Origin of the sequence: Methylorubrum podarium (assembly GCF_022179745.1) — a bacterium.
Classification (GTDB): Bacteria; Pseudomonadota; Alphaproteobacteria; order Rhizobiales; family Beijerinckiaceae; genus Methylobacterium; species Methylobacterium podarium.
The window spans coordinates 1-21,036 of the sequence record NZ_BPRD01000296.1 but is presented as its reverse complement, the minus strand read 5'-3'; the positions used below and the strand labels follow the sequence as shown (position 1 = coordinate 21,036).

The window sequence follows — 21,036 nt, the reverse complement described above, 5'->3', positions numbered from 1 at the left end:
CGCTCGGTTGCCATGAGCCTGATCGACAACGAGCAGACCAAACTTCTCGCGACAGCCCTCAACACGGCGGCGACATCGTGCTTCACCGTCGGCATCGCCACGCCGGTTGCCGGCTACCTCTATAATGTCGGTGGCCTGCAGACCTCGCTGGCGCCGGGGATCATGCTGGTTGGCCTCCTGATGTGGTCCGGCGCCGGCGTGATCCTACATCTGACGGCAAGGCAGGTTCTCAGGAGGCTGCAGTCGTGAACGCCTCGTTTCTCGTCGCCTTCGTCGTGACGCCACTCTTTGCCATCCTGCTGGGCTATGCGGCCCTGCGCTGGCACGGATGGGGTCTCGATCGCCGCCAGCGGAAGAATCCGGCCGAGTAGCGACGCCTGCCGTCACCCATCTTCTCGCCTCATGTCACCCCTCCCGCCTCTCGCGCGTCATCCTCGGAACGACAGGAGCGGCGGATGAGATCGGAAAAATTCGGGACGACGCGTGCAGGAGAAACCGTCACCCGGCACACCCTCGTCCGGGACAGCCTTCGCGTTCAGGTGATCGATTACGGCGCGGTCGTCACCGCCATCGAGATCGCCGATCGGGACGGCCGCGTCGCCAACGTCGTCCTCGCCCTCGACACGGTGGAGGGCTACGAGACCGTGAGCCCGCATTTCGGGGCGATCGCCGGGCGCTTCGCCAACCGCATCGCGAACGGGCGCTTCACCCTCGACGGCGAAACCTACGCGCTGCCCATCAACGCGCCGCCCAACACCATGCATGGGGGTCCGCACGGCTTCGCCAAACGCCTCTGGCAGGTGGCGGATGCCGACGAGACGCGCCTCGTGCTGAGGCGGCGGAGCCCCGACGGGGAGGAGGGATTTCCAGGCAATCTCGACGTGGCGGTCGTCTACAGCCTGCCCGAGGCCGGCATGCTGCGGATTGACTACCGCGCGGTGACCGACCGGCCGACGGTGGTGAACCTCACCAATCACAGCTACTTCAACCTCGCCGGCGAAGGCACGGGCGACGTGATGGACCACGTGGTCGCGGTGTTTGCGGATGCCTACGCACCGACGGACGCGACGCAGATCCCGACGGGCGTGCTGGCGCCGGTCGCGAACACGCCCTTCGATTTCCGCGATCCAACGATTCTCGGCGCGCGCATCCGGGAGGGCCACGAACAGATCGTTCTCGCCGGCGGCTACGACCACGCTTTCGCCCTACGCGGACCCGCCGGCACATTGCGGCCGGCGGCCTCCTGCCACTGTCCGGCGAGCGGGCGGCGCCTCGAGGTCGCGACGACGCAGCCGGCGCTCCAGCTCTACAGCGGCAACAACCTCGATGGCGCCCTCGTCGGCCCCACGGGGCGGACCTACCGCTCCGGCGACGGCGTCTGCTTCGAGACGCAAGGGTTTCCGGACGCCCCAAACCACCCGAGCTTCCCGAGCGCGGTCCTGAGACCGGGGGAAACTTTCGCGTCGACCACCACCTATCGCTTCTCGGTGATGTGAGACGCCTGCCGGCTGATCACTTCGATCTTATCCGCGTCATTGCGAGGTGAAGCCGTGGCAATCCAGGGCGCGACTTTTCGGATAGGACGCGCCCTGGATCGCCTCGGCTCCACCTCGCGATGACGGGAGCGGGCAACGCCTGAGGTGATCAATCGCGACAGAGCAGCCGCGATAGGCCGGATGCCAACCTGCAAAACCATCGCTTGACTTCCATCCCGTTTGGTCTGAAATTTCTGTCATGTCAGAAATTTCAGACCAGACGCAAAAGCTGGCGCCCGCGGTGGAGCGGTTCATCCTGCACTGGGGCGATCTCGGCGGACAGTGGGGCGTGAACCGTTCCGTCGCGCAGATCCACGCCCTGCTCTACCTGTCCGACCGACCGCTCGCGGCGGAGGACATCGCCGCGACGCTCGGCATCGCCCGCTCAAACGTATCGACCTCGCTGAAGGAACTCGCGGCCTGGAACCTGATCCGTCGGGTGCCGGTGATGGGCGAGCGGCGCGACTTCTTCGTCGCCGAGACGGATCTGTGGGAGATGGTCACCCGCATCGCCGCCGGCCGCAAGGAGCGGGAGATCGACCCCGCCCTCAAGGCCCTGCGCGAATGCGTGGCCGAGGCCGAGGGCGACCCGAGGGTCGGGGCCGTGGCCTCGCGGCGTCTTAAATCGATGCTGGACTTCACCCAGACGCTCGACGGCTGGTACGCGCAGATGCTGAACGTGCCCCACAATACCCTGGCCAAGCTGATCCGGCTCGGCGGACGGATCGTCCGCTACCTGCCCGTGAAGTCCGAGCCCTGATCCGCCGGCTCGCCAGGTGCGCCGCCCGGAAGGATGTTCGAGGAGGCACTTCGATGCGCAATGCCGCCGAGATGGCCGTCCCGGTCAGCACGCCGGACCGTCCGGCCGAACTGTTCGACCTGCGGTTTCGCGCGCTCGTCCCGGACGCGGATTGGGCGCGTCTGCCGCCCGCCGTGCGGCAGCGCTTCACCAAGCGGCTCGGTGTCGGCGAGAGCGCGGTCTATGCCGGGCGGGTGGTCGAGACCGACCTGACCGCCCTCGGCTGGCTTCTGGCGCAGGGCCTGCGCCTCGTCGGCGCGCCGTTGCCGACGAGCCGCGTCGCCGACGTGCCGAGCGTGGTCGCCGTCACCCAGGACGGGGCCGGCCACGGGCAGATCTGGACGCGGCTCTACGCCCGCGGCACCGGCTTCCCGCAGGCCATCCACTCGGCCAAGCGCTTCCAGGGGCCGACCGGGCTGGAGGAGCGGGTCGGCGCCGGGCTCGGCATGAGTCTGCGGGTTCTGGTGGAGGACCGGGCGCTCGTCTTCCGCAGCGAGCGCTACTTCATCGACCTGCCGGGCGTCCGGTTGATCCTGCCGCGCTGGCTGACGCCGGGTACCCTGACCGTGAGCCACGCCGCCACCGGTCTCCGCAGCTTCCGCTTCGTGCTGGAAATCCGCCACGCCTGGCTCGGCCGCCTGCTGCGCCAGGAGGCGGAATTCTCGGACCATGTCGAGGCGCGCGAGGAGGTCGCCTCCGCCGCGCTGCCGTGAGGCTCAGCCGGCGAGGCGGGCGCCGGTCGGACGGTCGGCGCCCCAGATCTTCTCGAGATTGTAGAAGCCGCGCACCTCGGGCCGGAAGATGTGGACGAGGATGTCGCCCGCATCGATCAGCACCCAGTCGCAGGCCGGCATGCCCTCGACGCGGGCATTGCCGAAGCCCTTCGCCTTCATCTCTTGGATGATCTTGTCGGCGATCGAGCCGACATGGCGCTGGGAGCGGCCGGACGCGATGATCATCGTATCGGCGAGCGACGTCTTGCCCGCGAGGTCGATCTCGACGGTTTCCTCGGCCTTCATCTCGTCGAGGCATCCGAGGGCCAGGGCCTTCAGGGCATCGGAGGAGGCGGGCTCGGAATCGGAGCCGGCGGCTCCCGGCTGAAGGTGTGCGGACAGGGTCTCGTTTCCCGGCAATCGGATTGTGGCGACACCGCCACCTGCTGAAATTGGCCGCTTTCCGCCCGCTTTTCAAGCGGGCGAAGCGCCCTACGCACCTGTCCGCAACGCGGTCGAGGACAGATCGGAGCGCGGCCCGTGCAGGAAGGTCCAGGCCGGCGGGTGCCGGCCGGCCAGGGTCGGCGCGTCCCCTTCCGGAACCCGCGCCGCCGCGAAAGCGCGTGCCGCCCGCGCCGCCGGAGCCTTCAGGGTGTAGCCCGGCCGGTCGATCACCGCGACCGGCATCAGCGCCAGGATGTTCTCGAAGTGGCGCCACCGGTGAAGCGTGCCGAGCGAATCCGCCCCCATGATCCAGACGAAGTGGAGGGTGGGCCGGCGCCTGACCAGCCAGCGCAGGGTGTCGGCGGTGTAGCGGCTGCCGATCGCCGCCTCGAAGCCGGTGACGGCGATGCGCGGGTCGTCGGCGAGCGCCCGCGCCTGCGCCACCCGCTCCTCCAGCGGCGCGAGCAGGCCGTGATCCTTGAGCGGGTTTCCGGGTGTGACGAGCCACCAGACCCGATCGAGCCGCAGGCGCCGCAGGGCGGTGCGGCTGACATGCAGGTGCCCGGCATGCGCCGGGTTGAACGAGCCGCCGTAGAGGCCGACCCGCAGGCCGGGCGCGGCCGGCGGAAGTCTGTGCTCGCGCAGAGGGGCCGCCGTCAGCGCGTCAGGGCCGCGTCTGGCCGCTGCCGTGGACCCGATACTTGAAGGTCGTGAGCTGCTCGACGCCGACCGGCCCGCGGGCATGCATCCGGCCGGTGGCGATGCCGATCTCGGCGCCGAAACCGAACTCGCCGCCATCCGCGAACTGCGTCGAGGCATTGTGGGCGACGATCGCCGAGTCGACCTCGTTGAGGAAGCGCGCGGCGGCCTCGGTGTCGTCGGTGATGATCGCGTCGGTGTGGTGCGAGCCGTTGGCCTCGATATGGGCGATCGCCGCGTCGAGCCCCTCGACCACCTTCGCCGAGATGATCGCGTCGAGATACTCGGTCCGCCAATCCGTCTCGTCGGCGGGCGTCACCCGCGGATCGACGCCTTGCGTCTCCGCGTCGCCGCGCACGGCGCAGCCGGATTCGAGCAGCGCCTCGACCAGCGGCTTAAGGTGGGTCTTGGCGACCGCCGCGTCGACCAGCAGCGTCTCGGCGGCGCCGCAGATGCCCGTGCGGCGCATCTTGCTGTTGAGAAGGACGGTGCGGGCCATGGCGAGGTCGGCGCCCTCGGCCACGTAGACGTGGCAGATGCCGTCGAGATGGGCGAAGACCGGCACCTTCGCCTCCGCCTGGACCCGCTCCACGAGGCTGCGCCCGCCGCGGGGCACGATCACGTCGACGCAGCCGCCGAGACCGGTCAGCATCAGGCCGACCGCCGCGCGGTCGCGGGTCGGCACGAGCTGGATCGCGTCCGCGGGCAGGCCGGTGCGGGCGAGGCCCTCGCTCATCGCCGCGGCGATGGCGGTCGCCGTGCGGTGCGAATCCGAGCCCGCCCGCAGGATCGCCGCGTTGCCGGCCTTGAGGCAGAGCGCGCCGGCATCCGCCGTCACGTTGGGGCGGCTCTCGAAGATGACGCCGACGACCCCGAGCGGCACCGAGATGCGTTCGATCAGCAGGCCGTTCGGCCGCTCGAAGGCGGCGAGCTGGCGCCCGACCGGGTCGGGCAGGCCCGCGACCTTCTCCACCGCCTCGGCGATGGCCGCGACGCGGCCCTCGTCCAGGGTCAGACGGTCGATGATCGCCTTGGTCTGGCCCGCGGCCTGCGCGGCGGAGACGTCGCGCGCGTTCTCGCGCAGGATCTCCGGGGCGCTGGCGCGGATCTGCTCGGCGATGGCGCGCAGCGCCAGATCCTTGGTCTGCGCCGGGGCGAGCGCCATCGCCCGGCCGGCGGCGCGCGCGCGCCGGCCGATGCCGGCCATCAGCGTATCGAGGTCGTCCGCGTCCGCGAAATCGGACTTGAGATTCAGGACAGGCACGTTCCCGCTTCCCGTCTGGCGCCGATCGACCGGCGCGATTGAGCATTTCAGTGCATAGACTGAACGCATATGCACCCTCTTGCGCCCCATTGCACGTCGCTCAGGGGTTGAACAAGCGTCGATCTTCACTCGCCTCGCCGGAACGGAGCTCGTCAGTTGCCGATCATCGCGAGGTCGTCACGGTGGATCATCTCCGTGCGTCCGGCCTGGACGGAGGCGGCGGCGATCTCGCGGCTGGAGCGGCCGATGATGGCGGCGGCGTCGGCGCTGTCATAGGCGACCAGTCCGCGCCCGAGGATGCGCCCCTCGGGGCCGCGGATCAGGACGGTGTCGCCCTTGGCGAAGCTGCCCTCGATGGCGGTGACGCCGACCGGAAGCAGGCTCGCCCCGCCTTCGAGCGCGCGGACCGCCCCGGCATCGACGACGAGGGTGCCGGAGGCCTCGAGCGAGCCCGCGATCCAGGTCTTGCGGGCGGCGGTCGGAGTCGAGCCCGACAGGAACCACGTGCAGCGCCCGCCCTCCCGGACGACCCGGAGCGGGTTTTTCCCGCGCCCGTCGGCGATGACCATATGGGTGCCGCCGCCGGCGGCGATCTTGGCCGCCTCGACTTTGGTGCGCATGCCGCCGCGCGACAGTTCCGAGGCGGGACCGCCGGCCATCGCCTCGATCTCCGGGGTCACCCGCTCGACGACCGGTAAGTGGCGCGCCTGCGGGTCGCTGTGGGGCGGGGCGGTGTAGAGGCCGTCGATGTCGGAGAACAGCACCAGCACGTCGGCGCCGATCATGGTGGCGACGCGCGCCGCCAGCCGGTCGTTGTCGCCGTAGCGGATCTCGGCGGTGGCCACCGTGTCGTTCTCGTTGACGACCGGGACCGCGCGGACTTCGAGGAGCTTCTGCACCGTCGCGCGGGCGTTGAGGTAGCGGCGGCGCTCCTCGGTGTCCTTCGGCGTCACCAGCACCTGGCCGGCGACGATGTCGTGATGGCCGAGCGCCTCGGTCCAGTACCGGGCGAGCGCGATCTGTCCGACCGCGGCGGAGGCTTGGCTCTCCTCGAGGCGGAGCGCGCCGGGAGGGAGGCCGAGAACCGTGCGCCCGAGAGCGATGGCGCCGGACGAGACGACGACCACGTCGACGCCGCGGCCGTGCAGGTCGGCGATGTCTTCGGCGAGCGCGGCGAGCCACGCGTGGCGCAGGCGCCCGCGCGCGCGATCGACGAGGAGGGCCGAGCCCACCTTCACGACGACGCGGCGGAAATCTTCGAGTGCGGGAGGACGGACTACGGTCATGCGACAGTCGTTACGGGCGCGCGGCGACGGCGCGGCGATCACAGGGGCGAATTCGGTTCCTGTGCATGAACCGTCGGGTCTTGGCCAGATCCCGGACGCACATGCACCCCCTGCCGAACGCCGGACCGGACATTTCGCGCGCAACTTGGTCGCGAACGCGTGATGCGTGATGCAAACTATCTCATGTTAAGCCTAGCCGCTGGGGGTGATGATGTCGAAGATGGCGTCCGCGCGAGGTCGATGGGTTTCGCGGCGCCGTTCGATCGCGCGGATCGCCCCGTTGCCGGTCACGGCGCTCGTGGGCCGACGCGTTCTGATCGTCGAGGACGATTATTTCTGGGCCGACGAGCTGCATCGCGGTCTGCTCGGTGCTGGGGCGGCGGTGCTGGATCCGGTCGCGAGCGTCGAGGCCGCGCTCGAAGTCCTCGGCTCTCAGATCACCGTGGATGGTGCGATCCTCAACATCCAGCTCAGAGGCGAGCGCGGTTATGCCGTCGCCGACTGGCTCCTCGAGAGGACGGTGCCGTTCCTGTTCGTGACGGGTTACGATCGGCTCGCTCTGCCGCCCGGCTACGCGGCGCTGCCGCGGCTCGAAAAGCCGGCCAGCGTCGAGGCGGTGATGCGGGCGATGATCGCGCTCCTGCCGCCGGGTTGATACATCATCCGTTTGACCATTTTGGTTTCGCCTGCGTCGTTGCGAGGCGAAGCCGTGGCAATCCAGGGCGCGCCCTTTCCGGAGATGACGCGTGCTGGATCGCTTCGGCTCCGCCTCGCGATGACGGCAGGAAACTCAAGGCGATCAACCGGAAACCGTAGGAGTTCCCGGCGCGGCCATTGAGCGGGAGGGCTGCCGGAGATCAGTGCATCTCGCGCAACAGCCGCTCGGCGACGACCTTCACCGGCTGGCGGCGGCCGATCAGCACGGCGAAGTGCGACTGCTCGGGATCCGATTCGAACCGCGTGCGCGTCCAGGCGACGAGAAATTTCAGGTACTCGGCCCCGAGCAGACGGGTGACCGCCGGATCCGCCCACCAGCGGCCGAGATCGAGCCCGTCTGAGACGACGGGATAGGGGATCAGCGTCTCGCCGTCCCGCAGGGCGTGCCGCAACTCCACGAGGGTGCGGGGCATGTGGTAGCTCGACGTCACCACCGCGACGGTGTCGAAGTGGTGGCGGCGCATCCAGCGCCGGGTCTCGATGGCGTTGCCGATGGTGTTGCGCGCCCGGTAATCGAGATCGACGCAGCAGGTGATCCAGTGCTCTTGGGCCGGGTTGAGGCGCACGATCTCGTCGCGGGTCGTGCGCTCGTTGACGCCGGAGATCAGGAGCCGCCTGCCGTGGCCGGCCGCGAGGAGGTCGATGGCGTCGCCGACGCGCTGCGAGCCTCCGGTCATGGCAACGATGCCGTCGACGCCGTCCAGGCTCGGCCGCTCGGCCTGCTCGACCACCGCGACGAAGGCGAGGAAGCCGCCCGCCAGCACGACCAGGCCGAGGATGGCGAGGCCGAGGACGGCCCGAAGGAGGCGGATGCCGCGCCGCGGACGCGCGCCGTCGTTCCTCATCCGAGAGACGGAAACCTGCGACGCTCCGCGGATCGACAGCGTCGCCCAGGGCCATCCGAGCGCCTCGCACGACGGGTCGCAGGACGGACGAAACTGGAGCCGGCCCGGGCCGGCCGCCTGTCGGCGTGGCGCTCGCGGAAACATGTCGGACGGAAACAGAGGCTCATGACGGTGTCGGTGCCGGGACTCTCGGTTCCGATTGGTTGTCGAAACGTTAACGGATTCGCTTGGTGTGACTCCTATCGGAGGAAGCGGCGGACCGTGAACCGCGACACGGTCGCCGTGACGAGGGAGGCGATCACGCCGATGAGGACGATGATCGCGTAGCCCTGCCAGCCGATCTGGAAGGTGCCGAACAAAGCCTCGATCTCCTCGCCCGCCGGACCCGACCGCCAGGTCCGGGCGACGAAGCCGGCCAGGGCGCAGGTCAGCAGCGCCGCGCCCGCGCCGAGCGCCCCACCCCTCAACCCCAGGCGGAAGAAGCGGCTCTGGAACGCCTTGGCGATGTAGTCGTCGTCGGCGCCGACGAAATGCAGCACCTCGACCACCTCGCGGTTGCCGGCCATGGCGCCGCGGGTGGCGAAGACCACGGCCAGCCCGGTGGCGAACAGCACCAGGAGGACGATGCCGATGCCGATGCCGGCGAAGGTGTTCGCCATGGTCGAGAGGCGCTGGAGCCAGAGGGCGTGGTCGTCGAGGCTCGCCACGCCCGGCAGCGCCGTGGTGAGGGCCGTTCGCAGCGCAGCGAGGTCGGCGGGGCGGTCGCCGGCGAGCGTGAGCGCGATCAGGCGCGGAACCGGCAGGTCCGACAGATCGAGCCCGCTGCCGAGCCAGGGTTCGAGCAGCCGCTCCGATTCCGCCTTCGAGAAGATGCGCGCGCCGGCGATGCCGGGCGCCGCCCGCGCGAGGCTTTCCGCCTGCCGCACGTCCGCCTCGATGTCGCGTCCGGCGCTCGGCCGGACCTGCACGGTCACCTCCTGCGCGACGCTGCCCTGCCACTGGCTGGCGCTGGAGACGGCGATCTCCGCCGCGCCGGCGCAGAGCGCGGCGAGGAAGGTGAGGATGGCGATGACCGCCGCGAGCGCCCGGCTCGCGGCCGAGTCGGTCGGCACCAGCGGCGCGTTGCGGCGGAGGTTGGCCGGCAGCGCCGGCTCGGGAGCGGGCGCTGCCGCCCGGGCCGGGGCCGCATCGCCTCGCGTGGGGGCGCGCACGTCGCTCATGCGCCCTCCACCCGCAGGCGTCCCTCGGCGAGCACCATGCGGCGTGCCTCGACGAGATCCATCAGGCCGTAATCGTGGGTGGCGATCACCACCGAGGTGCCGAGCCGGTTCAGCTCCATGAACAGCCGCAGCAGGCGCCGGGCGAGGCTCGGATCGACGTTGCCGGTGGGCTCGTCGGCCAGGAGCAGTTCCGGCCGGGCGATGAGCGCCCGCGCGATCGCCGCGCGCTGCTTCTCGCCGCCCGACAGCAGCGGCGGCAGGACGTGCATGCGCTCGCCCAGCCCGACCCAGCGCAGCAGCTCCACGACCTCCGCCCGGTAGCTCGTTTCCGCCCGCTCCTGGACGCGCAGGGGCAGCGCCACGTTCTCGTAGGTGGTGAGATGGTCGAGCAGGCGGAAATCCTGGAACACCACGCCCATGCGGCGGCGCAGGCCCGTGAGCGCGTCGTTCGAGATGCCGCTCACCTCCTTGCCGAAGATCGAGACGAGGCCGCGGGTCGGGCGCACCGAGAGGAGAATCAGGCGCAGCAGCGTCGTCTTGCCCGCCCCCGACGGCCCGGTGAGAAACTGGAACGAGTGCGGCGCGATCTCGAAGCTCACATCGGACAAGACCTCCGGCCCGAGGCCGTAGCGCATGCCGACGCTCTCGAACCGGACGACGGGCTCCTCCGCGCCGGACAGGAGGCTGCCCGTTTTCATCCCAGCCGACAAGGCCCGCTCACTCCACTCTCGCCCGACACAGGGTTCCTGTGCCGCATCCGACTTCACGGCCGGTTAACCACACTCGGGGACAACGTTTGTGTCCTTTTCGAGAGCGCGGCAACCCGCTGCCGGGACCTCAAACCGACTCCGGCCCTATCGCCATGCTGATCGTCTGCCCGGCCTGCGCCAGCGAGTATCGTATCGATGCCGAGCGCGTCGGAACCGGCGGGCGCTCGGTGCGCTGCGCCGCCTGCCGCGAGACGTGGTTCATCTCGGCCGACGAGGTCGTCGCCGCCATGTTCGACGAGATGTCGGCGGAGGAGGACCCTGCGCCGACTGCCGCCGTAGAGGATCCGGCGCCCGCAGCCGAAGCCGAGGCGCCTCCTGAGGCCGCCGCGCCGCGTTCGCGTCCGAGGAATGCGAAGACCGCCAAGCGAGCCAAGCCGAACAGCACGACGCGCCGGATCTCGCCGGCGCTGGCCGCCTGCCTCGTCCTCGCCGCCGCCCTGCCGCTCGTCCTGCTCGCCCGCGCCAGCGTCGTGCGGGCCATGCCGCAGACGGCCGGTCTGTTCGCCCGCGTCGGCCTGCCGGTGAACCTGCGCGGCATCGACCTGACCGATATCGCCGCCTTCCGAGTGCCGGCCGAGGGGAGCAATCCGACGCGGCTCGTCGTGGAAGGGGATCTCGTCGCCGTCGCCCGGGATCGCGTCGCGGTGCCGCCGATCGAGATCGAGGTGCGCGACGCCGACGGACAATCGCTCTACCGCTGGAGCGTGCAGGGGCCGCGCGCGAGCATGGAGCCCGGAGAGCGGGCGCGGTTCAAGGCGAGCCTGTCCGCCCCGCCCGAGAAGGGGCGGCAGGTCGAGGTGCGTTTTTCGGACGGGCCGGTTTCCGCCGAGACCGGGACGGGTGAAAGTCGCTAGGATCCCGCTGAGGATTCGTCGTCACCGTCCGGCGCGTGGCCGCGATACAGCGCCTCGAAGTCGCGGCCGCCATAGAAGACGTTGACGACGCGCACCCGGTCGCCCTCGACCCGGTACGCGATGACGGCCGAATGCTCGAACGGTACCGTGCGCAGGCCGGGCTCCAGATCGTCGCGAGGCCGACCGCCGTGAGGTGCGTCGCCGATCCGCGCGCACCGATCTCTGATTCGGCGAACGAATCCTCGCGCGACTGCAAGATTCCGGCTGACATGGAGGACGGTGCGGAAGACGTCGGCCAGATCAGCGAGAGCGTCGGGTTGGAACTCGACGCGCAGCCTACGCACGATCGGCCTTTCGTTCGGCCTCGGCGAACAGAGCCTCCAATTGAGCATCGACATCCGCAAGACTCAGGGCCGGCCGCGGATCATCCAGCGAACGGCGGATGCGGGCGCGGATGGCATTCAGGCGCTCGGCATCCTCCTCGCGCCGACGCTGCCACAGGCGCACCGCGTCACGCAGGACTTCGCTGGTCGAGGCGTATTCTCCGGCAGCGACGCTCTCGCGGACGGCGCGGAGCTGCTCGGGCGTCATCGTGATGCTGATCTTTTCGGCGGACGGCATGCTGGGTCCCCTTGGGCGCGTTGGCGGCGAGAGTAGCATAAAATCCGACTTGCGGCGCGTGGCGCTGTCCCGCCTCCGTCGGACTGCAACGCTGGCGGAGGCCGCTGCCCATGGTATGGTGGTGTGACGGGACGGCTGAGGGCGGCCCGTGCCGTTGAAAGTCCAGCAAAACCATCAAGAGCCGCATGAGCACTGCATCGAAACGCGTCCGCGTCCTGTTCGACGAGGCGGCGATCGCCAAGCGCAACGATGAGTTGGCCGCCCAGATCGTCGCGGCGAAGCCCGAAAACCTTCTCGTCGTCGCCGTGCTCAAGGGCAGCTTCATGTTCGCGGCCGACCTGTTGCGCTCGCTCCATCGTGCCGGGCTCTCGCCGCAGGTCGAGTTTGTGCACCTGTCGAGCTACCGAACCTCGACCGTCTCCTCGGGACAGGTCGAGATCCTGCGCGACGTCCAGAGCGAGGTGCGGGGGCGCGACGTCCTCCTGATCGACGACATCCTCGAATCCGGCCGCACCGTCGTCTTCGCCAAGGACCTGCTGATGGCCCGCGGCGCCAAGCGCGTGCTCACCGCGGTGCTCCTGGAGAAGCCCGGCAAGCGCGCGGTGACGATCGACGCGGATTTCGTCGGCTTCACCTGCCCGGACGTGTTCGTGGTCGGCTACGGCATGGATGCCGCCCACGCCTTCCGCCAGCTCCCCTTCGTCGGCCTCGTCGATTACGACAGCAGCGACGCGGACCTGTTCGGCGGCACCTGAGCAGCCGTTCCAGCAGGCAAATTCCTGATAATTCCGCGACACTTGCCGGAATTCAGCCGCCGATGGAACTCTGTCGGCCTACGACGCTTGACAGGCCACGCTTCCCCGCGGTCACTCGGGCGCAGCGATCCAGATCAAAGGAATGGTAGAGGACGCCCGACCATGGCGCGCATCCTGCTCGTGGATGACGAGGATACGGTTCGCGGCTTCCTCAAGCGCGGGCTGGAGCTCGACGGCCACACCGTCGTCACGGCCATCGACGGCAGCGACGGCCTCGACCGGCTCTCCGAGGCCGGCGGCGGCTTCGACCTGATGCTGACCGACATCCGCATGCCGCTGATGGACGGCATCGCCCTCTCGCTCGCGGCCAAGCGCGACTACCCCGACCTCACGATCCTGCTGATGACCGGCTTCGCCGACCAGCGCGAGCGGGCCCGCGGCCTCGACGCCATCGTCACCGACGTGCTGACCAAGCCGTTCTCCCTGGCCGATCTGCGCTCGACGGTGACGCGGGCGCTGGCGGCCTGACCCGTCAATTCATCTGCCAGATCGTGCCGTTCAGCAGGCAGGCGAAGGCGACCCAGGCGGCGTAGGGCATGAGCAGCCACGCCGCGGCGCGGTCGAAGCGCCACGACAGGCGGATCGTCCACAGGATCATCACGAGCATGGCGAGCGCGACGATCAGCGCGAGGCCGAGCTGGTGGGCGGCGAAGAAGACCGGCGTCCAGGCGGCGTTGAGGGCGAGCTGCGCGGCGAAGGCGGCGAGCGCCAGCCACCACGCCTTCCGCGCCGGCCCCGGCACCGGGCGGGCGCCGAGCAGCCGCCAGAGCGAGATCGCGATGAGCGTGTAAAGGATCGTCCAGGCCAGCGGGAAGACCCAGTTCGGCGGGTTGAAGGCCGGCTTGCGGATCGTCGTGTACCACTCCTCGATGTTGGAGCCGGTGGAGAGCGTGCCCACCGCCGTCACCAGGGCGACCGGAAGGATCGCGGCGGCGAGCCGCGGGATCGGCGGAAGGGCCGGCCGTTCGGGAATGTCCAGGGCGCTCATGCGCTGCGCAACGCTCCGTCGTTCATATCCCCGCCTTGCCCGGTCGGGCGGATTCGCTCAAGCCGGCTCCCGAGCTGACGTCGAGCGAGGAAATCCATGAGCCGGTCCAACGCGCCTCGCGGCGATTCCGATGCAGCGCCCGTCGACGGGCTGTCGCCCGCGGACTGGAGCCCGGCGACGCTGGCCGCGCAGGCGCTCGGCCGGATCGATCCGGTGACGCGGGCGGTGGTCCCGCCGCTCCATCTCTCGACCACCTTTCTGCGCGATCCCGACAACGCCTACCGCTCCGGCTTCTCCTACGCCCGGCCCGACAACGCCACGACGCGCGAGGCGGAGGACGTGATCGCGGCGCTGGAACGGGCGGAGGCCGGCGCGCTGCTGTTCGGGTCCGGCATGGCCGCGGCGGCGGCCGTGTTCTGCGCGCTGGAGCGCGGCGACCACGTGATCGCACCGGAGGTGATGTACTGGGGTCTGCGCCGCTGGCTGCGGCAGGAGGCGCCCCGCCTCGATCTCGCGGTCGATTTCGTCCCGATGCAGGACCCGGAGGCGGTGCGGGCTGCGATCCGGCCGGGAACGACCCGGCTCGTCTGGATCGAGACGCCGGGCAACCCGCTCTGCACCATCACCGACATCGCCCGCGTCGCCGAGATCGCCCGGGCGGCGGGCGCCCGCGTCGCGGTCGATTCGACGGCGGTGAGCCCGATCCTCACCCGACCGCTGACGCTCGGAGCCGACATCGTGATGCATTCGGCCACCAAGATCCTGAACGGCCATTCCGACGTCGTCGCCGGCGTCCTGGCCGGTGCGCGCAAGGATGCTTTCTGGGAGCGCCTCGTGGCGATCCGCGGCGGCTGGGGGGCGATCCTCGGTCCGTTCGAGGCCTACCTGCTGGTGCGGGGCCTGCGCACCCTGCCCCTGCGCGCCGCCGCCCAGAGCGCAGGGGCGCTCCGCCTCGCGCAGCGGCTGGCGGCGCACCCGCTGGTGAGCGCGGTGCTCTATCCCGGCCTGCCCGACCATCCCGGCCACGCGGTCGCGGCGCGTCAGATGGAGGGCGGGTTCGGGTTCATGCTCGCGATCCGCGTGGCCGGCGGCGAGGCGGCGGCGATCGACACCGCCGCACGGGTGGCGCTGTGGAAGCGCGCCACGTCCCTCGGCGGCGTGGAGAGCCTCATCGAGCACCGCGCCTCGGTGGAAGGGCCGGGCACCCCCTGCCCGCCCGACCTGCTGCGCCTGTCGGTCGGGATCGAGGATCCGGACGACCTGTTCCGAGATCTCGACGCGGCCCTGACGGGCGCGCACCGATCGATCGGCTGAGCCGCATGAATTTTGTGGAGGACGGAACGACGCCGAGGGCTTTCGTGCGTTGTCGCGACGACCAGCCCGGAGCCGCGACCCGAACCGCCATGACGAACCGCAAGTCTCTTCTCCCCGCCGTGCTCGCGCTCGGACTCGTTTCCGGCGCGGCCCTGGCTGCGGATGGGCCGCCGGATCTCGACGTCGAGGCGACCTGCAAGTCGGCCGAGCGCGTGCAGCGGACGCTCAGCGACAACCCCAGCAAGGATGCCTGCCTCAATTCCGAGCGCAGCGCCCAGACGGATCTGAAGAAGCGCTGGGGTCAGTTCCCGGCTTCGGCGAAGTCGCAATGCACGCAGCAATTCCAGGCCGGCGGCTTCCCGTCCTATGTCGAGCTGCTGACTTGCCTGGAACTCGCGAGCGGCGCGGTGCCGACGCAGCCGGATCAGAATTCGGCGCCCAAGTCCGACGTCGGCGGCGGACAGGGCGGCGGCAAGAAGGAGGGAAGCTCTCTGACCCGCGAGCCCGCCCCCACCCAGCGCACCAACCCGATCGAGGTGCTGGAGAGCAAGTAGCCCGGCGATCCTCGATGGACGGGACGACGCCTTAGCGGAGCGTCGGCGCGCCGGCCTCGTCGATGGCGACAGGCAGCCAGGAGGCCGACGCGGCGCCGACCGTCGCCGGCTCGGCACCCGCCGTGCGGCCTTGGTGCAGTTCGAGCAGTTCCGGCGCGGGACGGGTGTCGTCCTCCGTCAGGAACAGGCCGCGCGCCTTCGAGCCGAGACCGAGGCGGGTGCTGCTGGTGAGCACGCTCTGAGCCGGGCTCGTCAGCAGGGCCAGGGCGACCGGCGCCATCCACAGGGCGAGCCATGGGCTGCCGGCGAAGGCGAGCAGCACCGCCAGCGCCCCGCCCGCCGCGACCGCGTCGCTCTGGAGACGGAACGCCTCGCCCCACGGCACGCTGCGGTCGTCGCGGGACTGCGCGTCCCAGCGCACGACCCGGCCGAACAGGGTCGTCACCACGGCCCCGGCGGCGAACAGCGCCATCACCGGCCAGAGCAGGACCCAGATCGCCTGTTCGAGCGCCGCGCTGACGAGCAGCGAGCGGGCGCCGCCGAAATCCGCCCGGCGTCGGGGCGAGGCCAGCACGTAGCCGAGGCTCAGGAGCTTCGGCAGCGCCATCACCGCGACGGCGAGGGCGGCGAGCGCCCAGGCGGCGGCGTTGCCGCCGTCGAGCCCGTAGCCGATCAGCCCGAGTTCGCCGGACCGCGCGGCCTGCCAGGTGCCGAGTCCCAGGAAGGCGATCCAGAGCGGGTAGACGCAGTAGCCGAGGATGCCGACGCCGAGATGCCAGCGGCTCGCGCCGAGCAGGCCCTTCCAGGGGAGCACGCGGATATGCTGCAGGTTGCCCTGGCACCAGCGCCGCTCGCGCCCGAGCAGGTCGATGAGGTTGGTGGGCATCTCCTCCCAGGTGCCGCCCATCTCCGGCAGGAGGCGCACCTCCCAGCCGGCGCGGCGCAGCAGGGCGCCCTCGACGATGTCGTGGCAGAGGATCTCGCCCCCGAGCGGCGGCTTGCCGGACAGCACCGGCAGCTCGGCGTTGCTCGCGAAGGCCTCGATCCGCAGGATCGCGTTGTGGCCCCAGTAGGAACCGTCCGGCCCCTGCCACGTCTCCAGGCAGCGCAAGGAGAGCGGCGCATAGAGGCGCACCGCGAATTGCTGGATGCGCGCGAACAGGGTGTCGCGGCCGGCCGCGTAGGAGACGGTCTGGATCAGGCCGGTGCGCGGGTTCTCCTCCATCAGCCGGGCGAGGCGGCGCATGGCGGCGCCGGTCATCAGGCTGTCGGCGTCGAGCACGATCATGAAGTCGTATTCGTGCCCGTAGGTCTCGCAGAACTCGGCGATGTTGCCGGCCTTGCGGCCCTTGTTCTCCGCCCGGCGGCGGTAGCGGATGCGCGGCATGCCGCGGCCCTCGCGCTCGGTCCAGGCCTGGATGCGGGCGAATTCATGTTCCTCGACGGCGCTGATCGCTCCCTCGCGGGTGTCGGACAGGACGAAGATGTCGATGTCCGAGCCGTCGCCGCCCTCGCGCTGGAGCGAGCGGGCCATGACGCGGATCGCCGAGAACACCGCGATCGGATCCTCGGCATGGATCGCCACCACGGCCGCCGTGCGGCTGAGGCCGGTCGGGCGGGTCGAGATCGTCGCGGCCCGCCGCTCCAGTGCGGACAAGGCGCGGTCGCCCATCAGCGCGGCGACGAGGCCGTAGAGGTACTGCCAGGCGGTGAAGGACTGCCACGCCATCAGAACCACGAAGAGGCCGAGCACGGTGCGGCCGAGCCACGTCTCGGGCAGGCCGTAGGCGGCGAGCGCCAGGGCGGCGATGGCGGCGGCGGTGGCCAGGGTCGGCCCGGCCAGGGCGAGGCGGCGCAATCCGAACGAAGCCGGCCGCGGTGCGGGGCCCGCGCCCCTCGGGCGGGTTTCACCCCCGGCCCCCGTCTCGACGGAGCGGTCCGCCTGCGGCAAGTCTGGGCTGGACATGATGGGCGTCGACACTCGCGGGAGGGATCAGGATGGCAGGACCGTCGGACGCTGAGGACGAGGCGCCCGGGGCAAGCGGCGTTTCGCGGCGCGCCATCGTGCGTGGCGCTGTTCGCGGAGCTCTCGCCGGTTCGGCCGGCTTGAGCGTTTCTGGCCTTCTCGACCTGAATACAGCCAGAACGATGGCTCAAACGTCGGAAAGCACCCCGTCCCAGGCGGCCTCGGACGCGCGTCCGGTCACTTTCGAGGCGGTGGCGCAGCGGGCGGAGCGGCTGGCCGCGGCGCCTTACCGTGAGCAGAGCAGCGATCTGCCGCAGGAGCTGGCCGCCCTCGACTACGACGCGTTCCAGGCGATCCGCCTCCGACCGGAGGCCACGGTGCCGCTCGGGTCCCGCTTCTCGCTGCAGCCGTTCCACCGGGGCGGCCTGCACGCCAAGCGGGTGGAGATCGTCCTGCAATCGCCCGAGGGCGTGCGCCGGTTCGACTACGATCCGAACCTGTTCGATCTCGGGCCGGCGCTGCAGGGCCGCCGCTACCCGCCCTCGCTCGGCTTCGCGGGGTTCCGCATCGCCTTCGGCTTCGATGCCGCGCGGCCGCAGGCACAGGAGGAGTTCCTGGTCTTCCTCGGCGCGTCCTATTTCCGCATCCGCGGCCGGGATCAGGTCTACGGCCTCTCGGCCCGGGGCGTCGCGGTGAATACCGGTCTGCCGCAGGGCGAGGAGTTTCCGGATTTCACGACCTTCTGGATCGAGACGCCCCGCGACGATGCGGCCGCGATCACGATCCTCGCGCTCCTCGACGGTCCGAGTCTCGCGGGCGCCTACCGCTTCACCGTCACGCCGGGCGTGACCGCGCAGGTCGCGGTCGAGACCGCCTTGTTCCCACGCCGCTCCGTCGCCGCGCTCGGGCTCGCCCCGCTCACCAGCATGTTCCTGTTCGGCGAGAACGGAGCGGGTTTTCGGGGCGCCGAGCCGTTCGACGACTTCCGCCCGCAGGTGCACGATTCGGATGGGCTCGTGGTGCAGACGCCCGGCGACCGGCTGTGGCGGCCCCTCGTCAACGGCCGCGCCGCGCCGCAGATCTCGTCGTTCCGCGCCAACCCGCTCGAAGGCTTCGGGCTGCTGCAGCGGGAACGGCGCTTCGCCGCCTATCTCGACGTGCAGGCGCGCCACGAGGACCGGCCGGGCCTGTGGGTGGCGCCGAGGGGCGACGGTTTCGGCGCGGGCGCGGTGCGTCTGTTCGAGATCCCCTCGCGCACGGAGGCGACCGACAACATCGTCGCCGCCTTCGTGCCGGAGGCCGCCGTCGAGGCCGGCAAGCCGCTGCGGCTCGCCTACACCCTCGTCACGGTCGGCCCCGAACCGGCCCCGGCGCTGGCGCCGCCGCTCGCCCGCGTCGTCTCGACCCGCGTCGGCTCCGCCGAGCGCCTGCGCCCGACCAACCCGCCCACGCCGCAGCGGCGCCTCTACGTCATCGATTTCGAGGGACCGGGCCTGCCCGACGACCCGAAGGCGGCCATCGACGTGGCGCTCTCGGCAAGCGCCGGTGCGCTGGTCGAGCCCTATGCCGAGCGGGTGCCGCAGACCGGCGGCTGGCGTCTCTACGCCGAGTTCCGGCCGCCGGAATCCTGGCCTGCGGGCGACGTGGTGCTGCGCGCGCGCCTCTCCCATGCCGGGCGGGTCGTCACCGAGACCTGGGACGCCGTGGTCTGACGCCGGTGAACTGTGAGGAGCGCCGGCCGTTAACGGGGCACCATCACGTCCAAACCCGGAGCCAGGGATGCGTCCCAGCCTGTCCAGCGTCCCGCTTGCCGCCCTCGCGCTCTCGCTCGCGCTGGCGCCCCTGCCCGCCCTCGCCGAGGCGGCGCCGGGCAGTGCCGGCACCCCGCGCTTCATCGAGCGGCCCGAGGCCGGCACGATGCGCGGCTCGAAGGTCATCGGCGTCAGCGTCGTCGGGGCCGATCATGTCCGCGTCGGCAAGATCGAGGACGTGCTCGTGGACGGCGGCGGCCGCATCCAGGCGGTGGTGATCGGCGTCGGCGGCTTCCTCGGCGTCGGCGAGAAATACGTCGCGGTGCCCTTCGACCAGCTCGCCTGGAATTTCGAGGACGTCTCGCTCACCTCGGGCGCGAGCTCCGTCGTGACGCCCGCCAACGCGCCGAGCGCGAAGGCCGCCGACGCGGCGAGCCCGGAGAAGATGCCCGGTGCGCAGACGTCCCCCGACGTGCTCGGGGCCGTTGAGAACCGGCATGGCGGCCGCGTCTCCGATGCGACCGGTTCCGTCGAGCCGAAGCGGCCTGATTCCGAGCCGGCGACGGTGCTCGCGGGTCACGATCTGATCCGTGCCGAGGTGCGCCTGACCAAGGCGCAGCTCAACGACGCGCCGGCCTTCCAGTTCGACAAGGCAAAGCGGTGACCGTCCGCGCCAGCCGGCCCGCTCTTTGGAGTTCGCGTACCATGAGACACGCCGCCCTCGCCCTGACAGTCTGGCTCGCCGGTCTTCATGCGGCGCTCGCCCAGGCGACGAACCCCGCTCCGCCCATCCCGGAATCGGGTCCCTCCGGCTCCAGCTCGGGACCGGCGACCGCCGCGGCGACGGATTTCAACTGGGTCTGGGCCAGCGTGCTGATCGCGCTCGCGGTGCTGGCCCTGTGGATGTTCGCCCGCAAGCGCCAGTCCGGTCCGCCGCCGCGGTAGAGCCGACGCCGAACTTGCCCCCCGTCATCGCGCGCGTCGGCGAAGCGATCCAGCGGCGCGACCGCTCCGGACGAAGCGGGGCCGTGGATTGCGGACGCCTCGCTTCGCAACGACGGGATAAGACGGTCTCCGGCTGATCACTTCGATCACCGCTTCTCTCCTCCCCCTTGTGGGGAGGAGGCAGGAGGTGGGGGTGGTTCAGAACGCGGCGGTGCGGTGCCTTCTGCGCGCCCCCCAACCCCTCCCCACAAGGGGGAGGGAACAGGCCCTGCTTTGCCCGAAGCACTCAACCGGAGACCTGATAAGACGTCAGCCCTTCTTCGCGCTCGGGAAGAACAGCTGCTCGCCGTTGATCTTGTAGTCGGCGATCGCCTTCTGGCCCTCGGGCGAGACCAGCCAGTCGATGAAGGCCTGGCCCTCCTTCACCTTCACCGTCGGGTGCTTGTCCGGGTTCACCAGCATCACGCCGTAGGGGTTGAACAGGCGCTTGTCGCCCTCGACGAGGATGGTCAGGTCGCCCCGGTTCTTGAACGAGAGCCAGGTGCCGCGGTCGGCGAGGATGTAGGCGCCCAGCGACGAGGCGGTGTTCAGCGCCGGGCCCATGCCCTGGCCGACGTCGCGGTACCAGTCGCCGCGCACGGCCGCGAGATCGACGCCGGCCTCCTTCCAGCCCCGCAGTTCGGCGCTGTGCGTGCCGGAACGGTCGCCCCGAGAGACGAAGGGCGCCTTGGCCGCCGCGATGGTCTTGAACGCGTCGTCCACGCCCTTGCCGCGGATTCCGGCCGGATCGTCCTTCGGGCCGATCAGCACGAAGTCGTTGTACATCACGTCCTGCCGCCCCTTGGCGAAGCCCTCGGCGACGAACTTGTCCTCAGCCGGGCGGTCGTGGACGAGCACGACGTCGGCATCGCCCCGGCGCGCCGCGTCGAGGGCCTG

The 21,036-nt window shown here is 70.7% G+C and carries 26 protein-coding genes; 14 read left to right on the top strand and 12 right to left on the bottom strand.

The window, feature by feature from the left end; all coding sequences use genetic code 11:
* Positions 1-12: 12 nt before the first annotated feature.
* From MFF42_RS15070 to MFF42_RS15055, 5 genes are all read left to right on the top strand, one after another.
* Positions 13-249, top strand: a complete 237-nt coding sequence (locus MFF42_RS15070) for a hypothetical protein (RefSeq protein ID WP_238256463.1) — start codon at positions 13-15, stop codon at positions 247-249.
* Positions 246-371, top strand: coding sequence for a hypothetical protein (locus MFF42_RS26380; protein ID WP_283206885.1), 126 nt, complete (start codon positions 246-248; stop codon positions 369-371). The genes MFF42_RS15070 and MFF42_RS26380 overlap by 4 nt, the downstream gene beginning before the upstream one ends.
* Positions 372-455: 84 nt before the next feature.
* Entirely contained in the window at positions 456-1,496 is a 1,041-nt protein-coding gene (locus MFF42_RS15065; RefSeq protein ID WP_238256462.1) for an aldose epimerase family protein, read from the top strand.
* Positions 1,497-1,734: 238 nt separating this feature from the next.
* Positions 1,735-2,295, top strand: coding sequence for a GbsR/MarR family transcriptional regulator (locus tag MFF42_RS15060; protein ID WP_238256461.1), 561 nt, complete (start codon positions 1,735-1,737; stop codon positions 2,293-2,295).
* 53 nt (positions 2,296-2,348) lie between these two features.
* Positions 2,349-3,047 carry a DUF4166 domain-containing protein gene (locus MFF42_RS15055; RefSeq protein ID WP_238256460.1) on the top strand — a complete coding sequence of 233 codons (699 nt, stop codon included), beginning with the start codon at positions 2,349-2,351 and terminating at the stop codon, positions 3,045-3,047.
* 3 nt (positions 3,048-3,050) lie between these two features.
* Here the strand turns inward: MFF42_RS15055 and rsfS are convergent, their stop codons facing one another.
* From rsfS to proB, 4 genes are all read right to left on the bottom strand, one after another.
* The gene (gene rsfS, locus MFF42_RS15050) at positions 3,051-3,353 is read right to left on the bottom strand and encodes a ribosome silencing factor (RefSeq protein ID WP_238256469.1); all 303 of its coding nucleotides are present in this window, start codon (positions 3,351-3,353) and stop codon (positions 3,051-3,053) included.
* 186 nt (positions 3,354-3,539) lie between these two features.
* The gene (locus tag MFF42_RS15045; protein ID WP_238256468.1) at positions 3,540-4,100 is read right to left on the bottom strand and encodes a nicotinate-nucleotide adenylyltransferase; all 561 of its coding nucleotides are present in this window, start codon (positions 4,098-4,100) and stop codon (positions 3,540-3,542) included.
* 55 nt (positions 4,101-4,155) lie between these two features.
* Positions 4,156-5,454, bottom strand: coding sequence for a glutamate-5-semialdehyde dehydrogenase (locus MFF42_RS15040; protein ID WP_238256459.1), 1,299 nt, complete (start codon positions 5,452-5,454; stop codon positions 4,156-4,158).
* Positions 5,455-5,606: 152 nt separating this feature from the next.
* Positions 5,607-6,740: a glutamate 5-kinase gene (gene proB / locus MFF42_RS15035; protein ID WP_238256458.1), complete on the bottom strand. Its 1,134-nt coding sequence runs from the start codon at positions 6,738-6,740 to the stop codon at positions 5,607-5,609.
* A gap of 280 nt (positions 6,741-7,020) precedes the next feature.
* Between proB and MFF42_RS15030 the strand changes: the two genes are divergently transcribed.
* Positions 7,021-7,395, top strand: a complete 375-nt coding sequence (locus tag MFF42_RS15030) for a response regulator (protein ID WP_238256457.1) — start codon at positions 7,021-7,023, stop codon at positions 7,393-7,395.
* Positions 7,396-7,597: 202 nt separating this feature from the next.
* On the opposite strand, the gene MFF42_RS15025 is transcribed toward MFF42_RS15030, so the two are convergent.
* The 3 genes from MFF42_RS15025 to ftsE all read right to left on the bottom strand — a co-directional run bounded on the left by MFF42_RS15025 (position 7,598) and on the right by ftsE (position 10,220).
* Positions 7,598-8,302: a YdcF family protein gene (locus MFF42_RS15025; protein WP_238256456.1), complete on the bottom strand. Its 705-nt coding sequence runs from the start codon at positions 8,300-8,302 to the stop codon at positions 7,598-7,600.
* A gap of 239 nt (positions 8,303-8,541) precedes the next feature.
* On the bottom strand, positions 8,542-9,522 hold the full coding sequence (locus MFF42_RS15020; RefSeq protein WP_238256455.1) for a cell division protein FtsX: 981 nt from the start codon (positions 9,520-9,522) through the stop codon (positions 8,542-8,544).
* The gene (gene ftsE, locus MFF42_RS15015; RefSeq protein WP_238256454.1) at positions 9,519-10,220 is read right to left on the bottom strand and encodes a cell division ATP-binding protein FtsE; all 702 of its coding nucleotides are present in this window, start codon (positions 10,218-10,220) and stop codon (positions 9,519-9,521) included. The genes MFF42_RS15020 and ftsE overlap by 4 nt, the downstream gene beginning before the upstream one ends.
* A gap of 164 nt (positions 10,221-10,384) precedes the next feature.
* Between ftsE and MFF42_RS15010 the strand changes: the two genes are divergently transcribed.
* Positions 10,385-11,146, top strand: coding sequence for a zinc-ribbon domain-containing protein (locus MFF42_RS15010; protein WP_238256453.1), 762 nt, complete (start codon positions 10,385-10,387; stop codon positions 11,144-11,146).
* Here the strand turns inward: MFF42_RS15010 and MFF42_RS15005 are convergent.
* Both MFF42_RS15005 and MFF42_RS15000 read right to left on the bottom strand, forming a co-directional pair.
* Entirely contained in the window at positions 11,143-11,490 is a 348-nt protein-coding gene (locus tag MFF42_RS15005; protein WP_238256452.1) for a type II toxin-antitoxin system RelE/ParE family toxin, read from the bottom strand. The two genes, MFF42_RS15010 and MFF42_RS15005, sit on opposite strands and share 4 nt — an antisense overlap.
* A complete protein-coding gene (locus MFF42_RS15000) occupies positions 11,483-11,767 on the bottom strand; it encodes a ribbon-helix-helix domain-containing protein (protein WP_238256451.1) in 285 nt (94 codons plus the stop codon). Before MFF42_RS15000 ends, MFF42_RS15005 begins: the two co-directional genes overlap by 8 nt.
* Positions 11,768-11,952: 185 nt before the next feature.
* Between MFF42_RS15000 and hpt the strand changes: the two genes are divergently transcribed.
* Positions 11,953-12,522 (top strand): hypoxanthine phosphoribosyltransferase, encoded by a 570-nt coding sequence (hpt, locus tag MFF42_RS14995; protein ID WP_238256450.1) that lies wholly within the window; start codon positions 11,953-11,955, stop codon positions 12,520-12,522.
* 162 nt (positions 12,523-12,684) lie between these two features.
* Positions 12,685-13,050 carry a response regulator gene (locus MFF42_RS14990; RefSeq protein ID WP_003600588.1) on the top strand — a complete coding sequence of 122 codons (366 nt, stop codon included), beginning with the start codon at positions 12,685-12,687 and terminating at the stop codon, positions 13,048-13,050.
* A 4-nt stretch (positions 13,051-13,054) separates the two neighbouring features.
* Here MFF42_RS14990 and MFF42_RS14985 read toward each other — a convergent pair whose 3' ends face one another.
* Positions 13,055-13,570 (bottom strand): TspO/MBR family protein, encoded by a 516-nt coding sequence (locus MFF42_RS14985; RefSeq protein WP_238256449.1) that lies wholly within the window; start codon positions 13,568-13,570, stop codon positions 13,055-13,057.
* A 96-nt stretch (positions 13,571-13,666) separates the two neighbouring features.
* On the opposite strand from MFF42_RS14985, the gene MFF42_RS14980 reads away from it, so the two are divergent.
* Together MFF42_RS14980 and MFF42_RS14975 are read left to right on the top strand one after the other, a co-directional pair.
* A complete protein-coding gene (locus tag MFF42_RS14980; protein WP_238256448.1) occupies positions 13,667-14,884 on the top strand; it encodes a trans-sulfuration enzyme family protein in 1,218 nt (405 codons plus the stop codon).
* Between the two features lie 89 nt (positions 14,885-14,973).
* Positions 14,974-15,438, top strand: coding sequence for a hypothetical protein (locus tag MFF42_RS14975; protein WP_238256447.1), 465 nt, complete (start codon positions 14,974-14,976; stop codon positions 15,436-15,438).
* 31 nt (positions 15,439-15,469) lie between these two features.
* Here MFF42_RS14975 and mdoH read toward each other — a convergent pair whose 3' ends face one another.
* Positions 15,470-17,404, bottom strand: a complete 1,935-nt coding sequence (mdoH, locus tag MFF42_RS14970) for a glucans biosynthesis glucosyltransferase MdoH (RefSeq protein ID WP_238256446.1) — start codon at positions 17,402-17,404, stop codon at positions 15,470-15,472.
* Between the two features lie 32 nt (positions 17,405-17,436).
* Between mdoH and MFF42_RS14965 the strand changes: the two genes are divergently transcribed.
* From MFF42_RS14965 to MFF42_RS14955, 3 genes are all read left to right on the top strand, one after another.
* Positions 17,437-19,116, top strand: a complete 1,680-nt coding sequence (locus MFF42_RS14965) for a glucan biosynthesis protein G (protein WP_238256445.1) — start codon at positions 17,437-17,439, stop codon at positions 19,114-19,116.
* 67 nt (positions 19,117-19,183) lie between these two features.
* A complete protein-coding gene (locus tag MFF42_RS14960) occupies positions 19,184-19,819 on the top strand; it encodes a PRC-barrel domain-containing protein (protein ID WP_238256444.1) in 636 nt (211 codons plus the stop codon).
* Between the two features lie 41 nt (positions 19,820-19,860).
* Positions 19,861-20,100, top strand: a complete 240-nt coding sequence (locus MFF42_RS14955) for a hypothetical protein (protein WP_238256443.1) — start codon at positions 19,861-19,863, stop codon at positions 20,098-20,100.
* 309 nt (positions 20,101-20,409) lie between these two features.
* Here the strand turns inward: MFF42_RS14955 and MFF42_RS14950 are convergent.
* The coding region (locus MFF42_RS14950; protein ID WP_238256442.1) for an ABC transporter substrate-binding protein at positions 20,410-21,036 on the bottom strand (627 nt) is incomplete at its 5' end.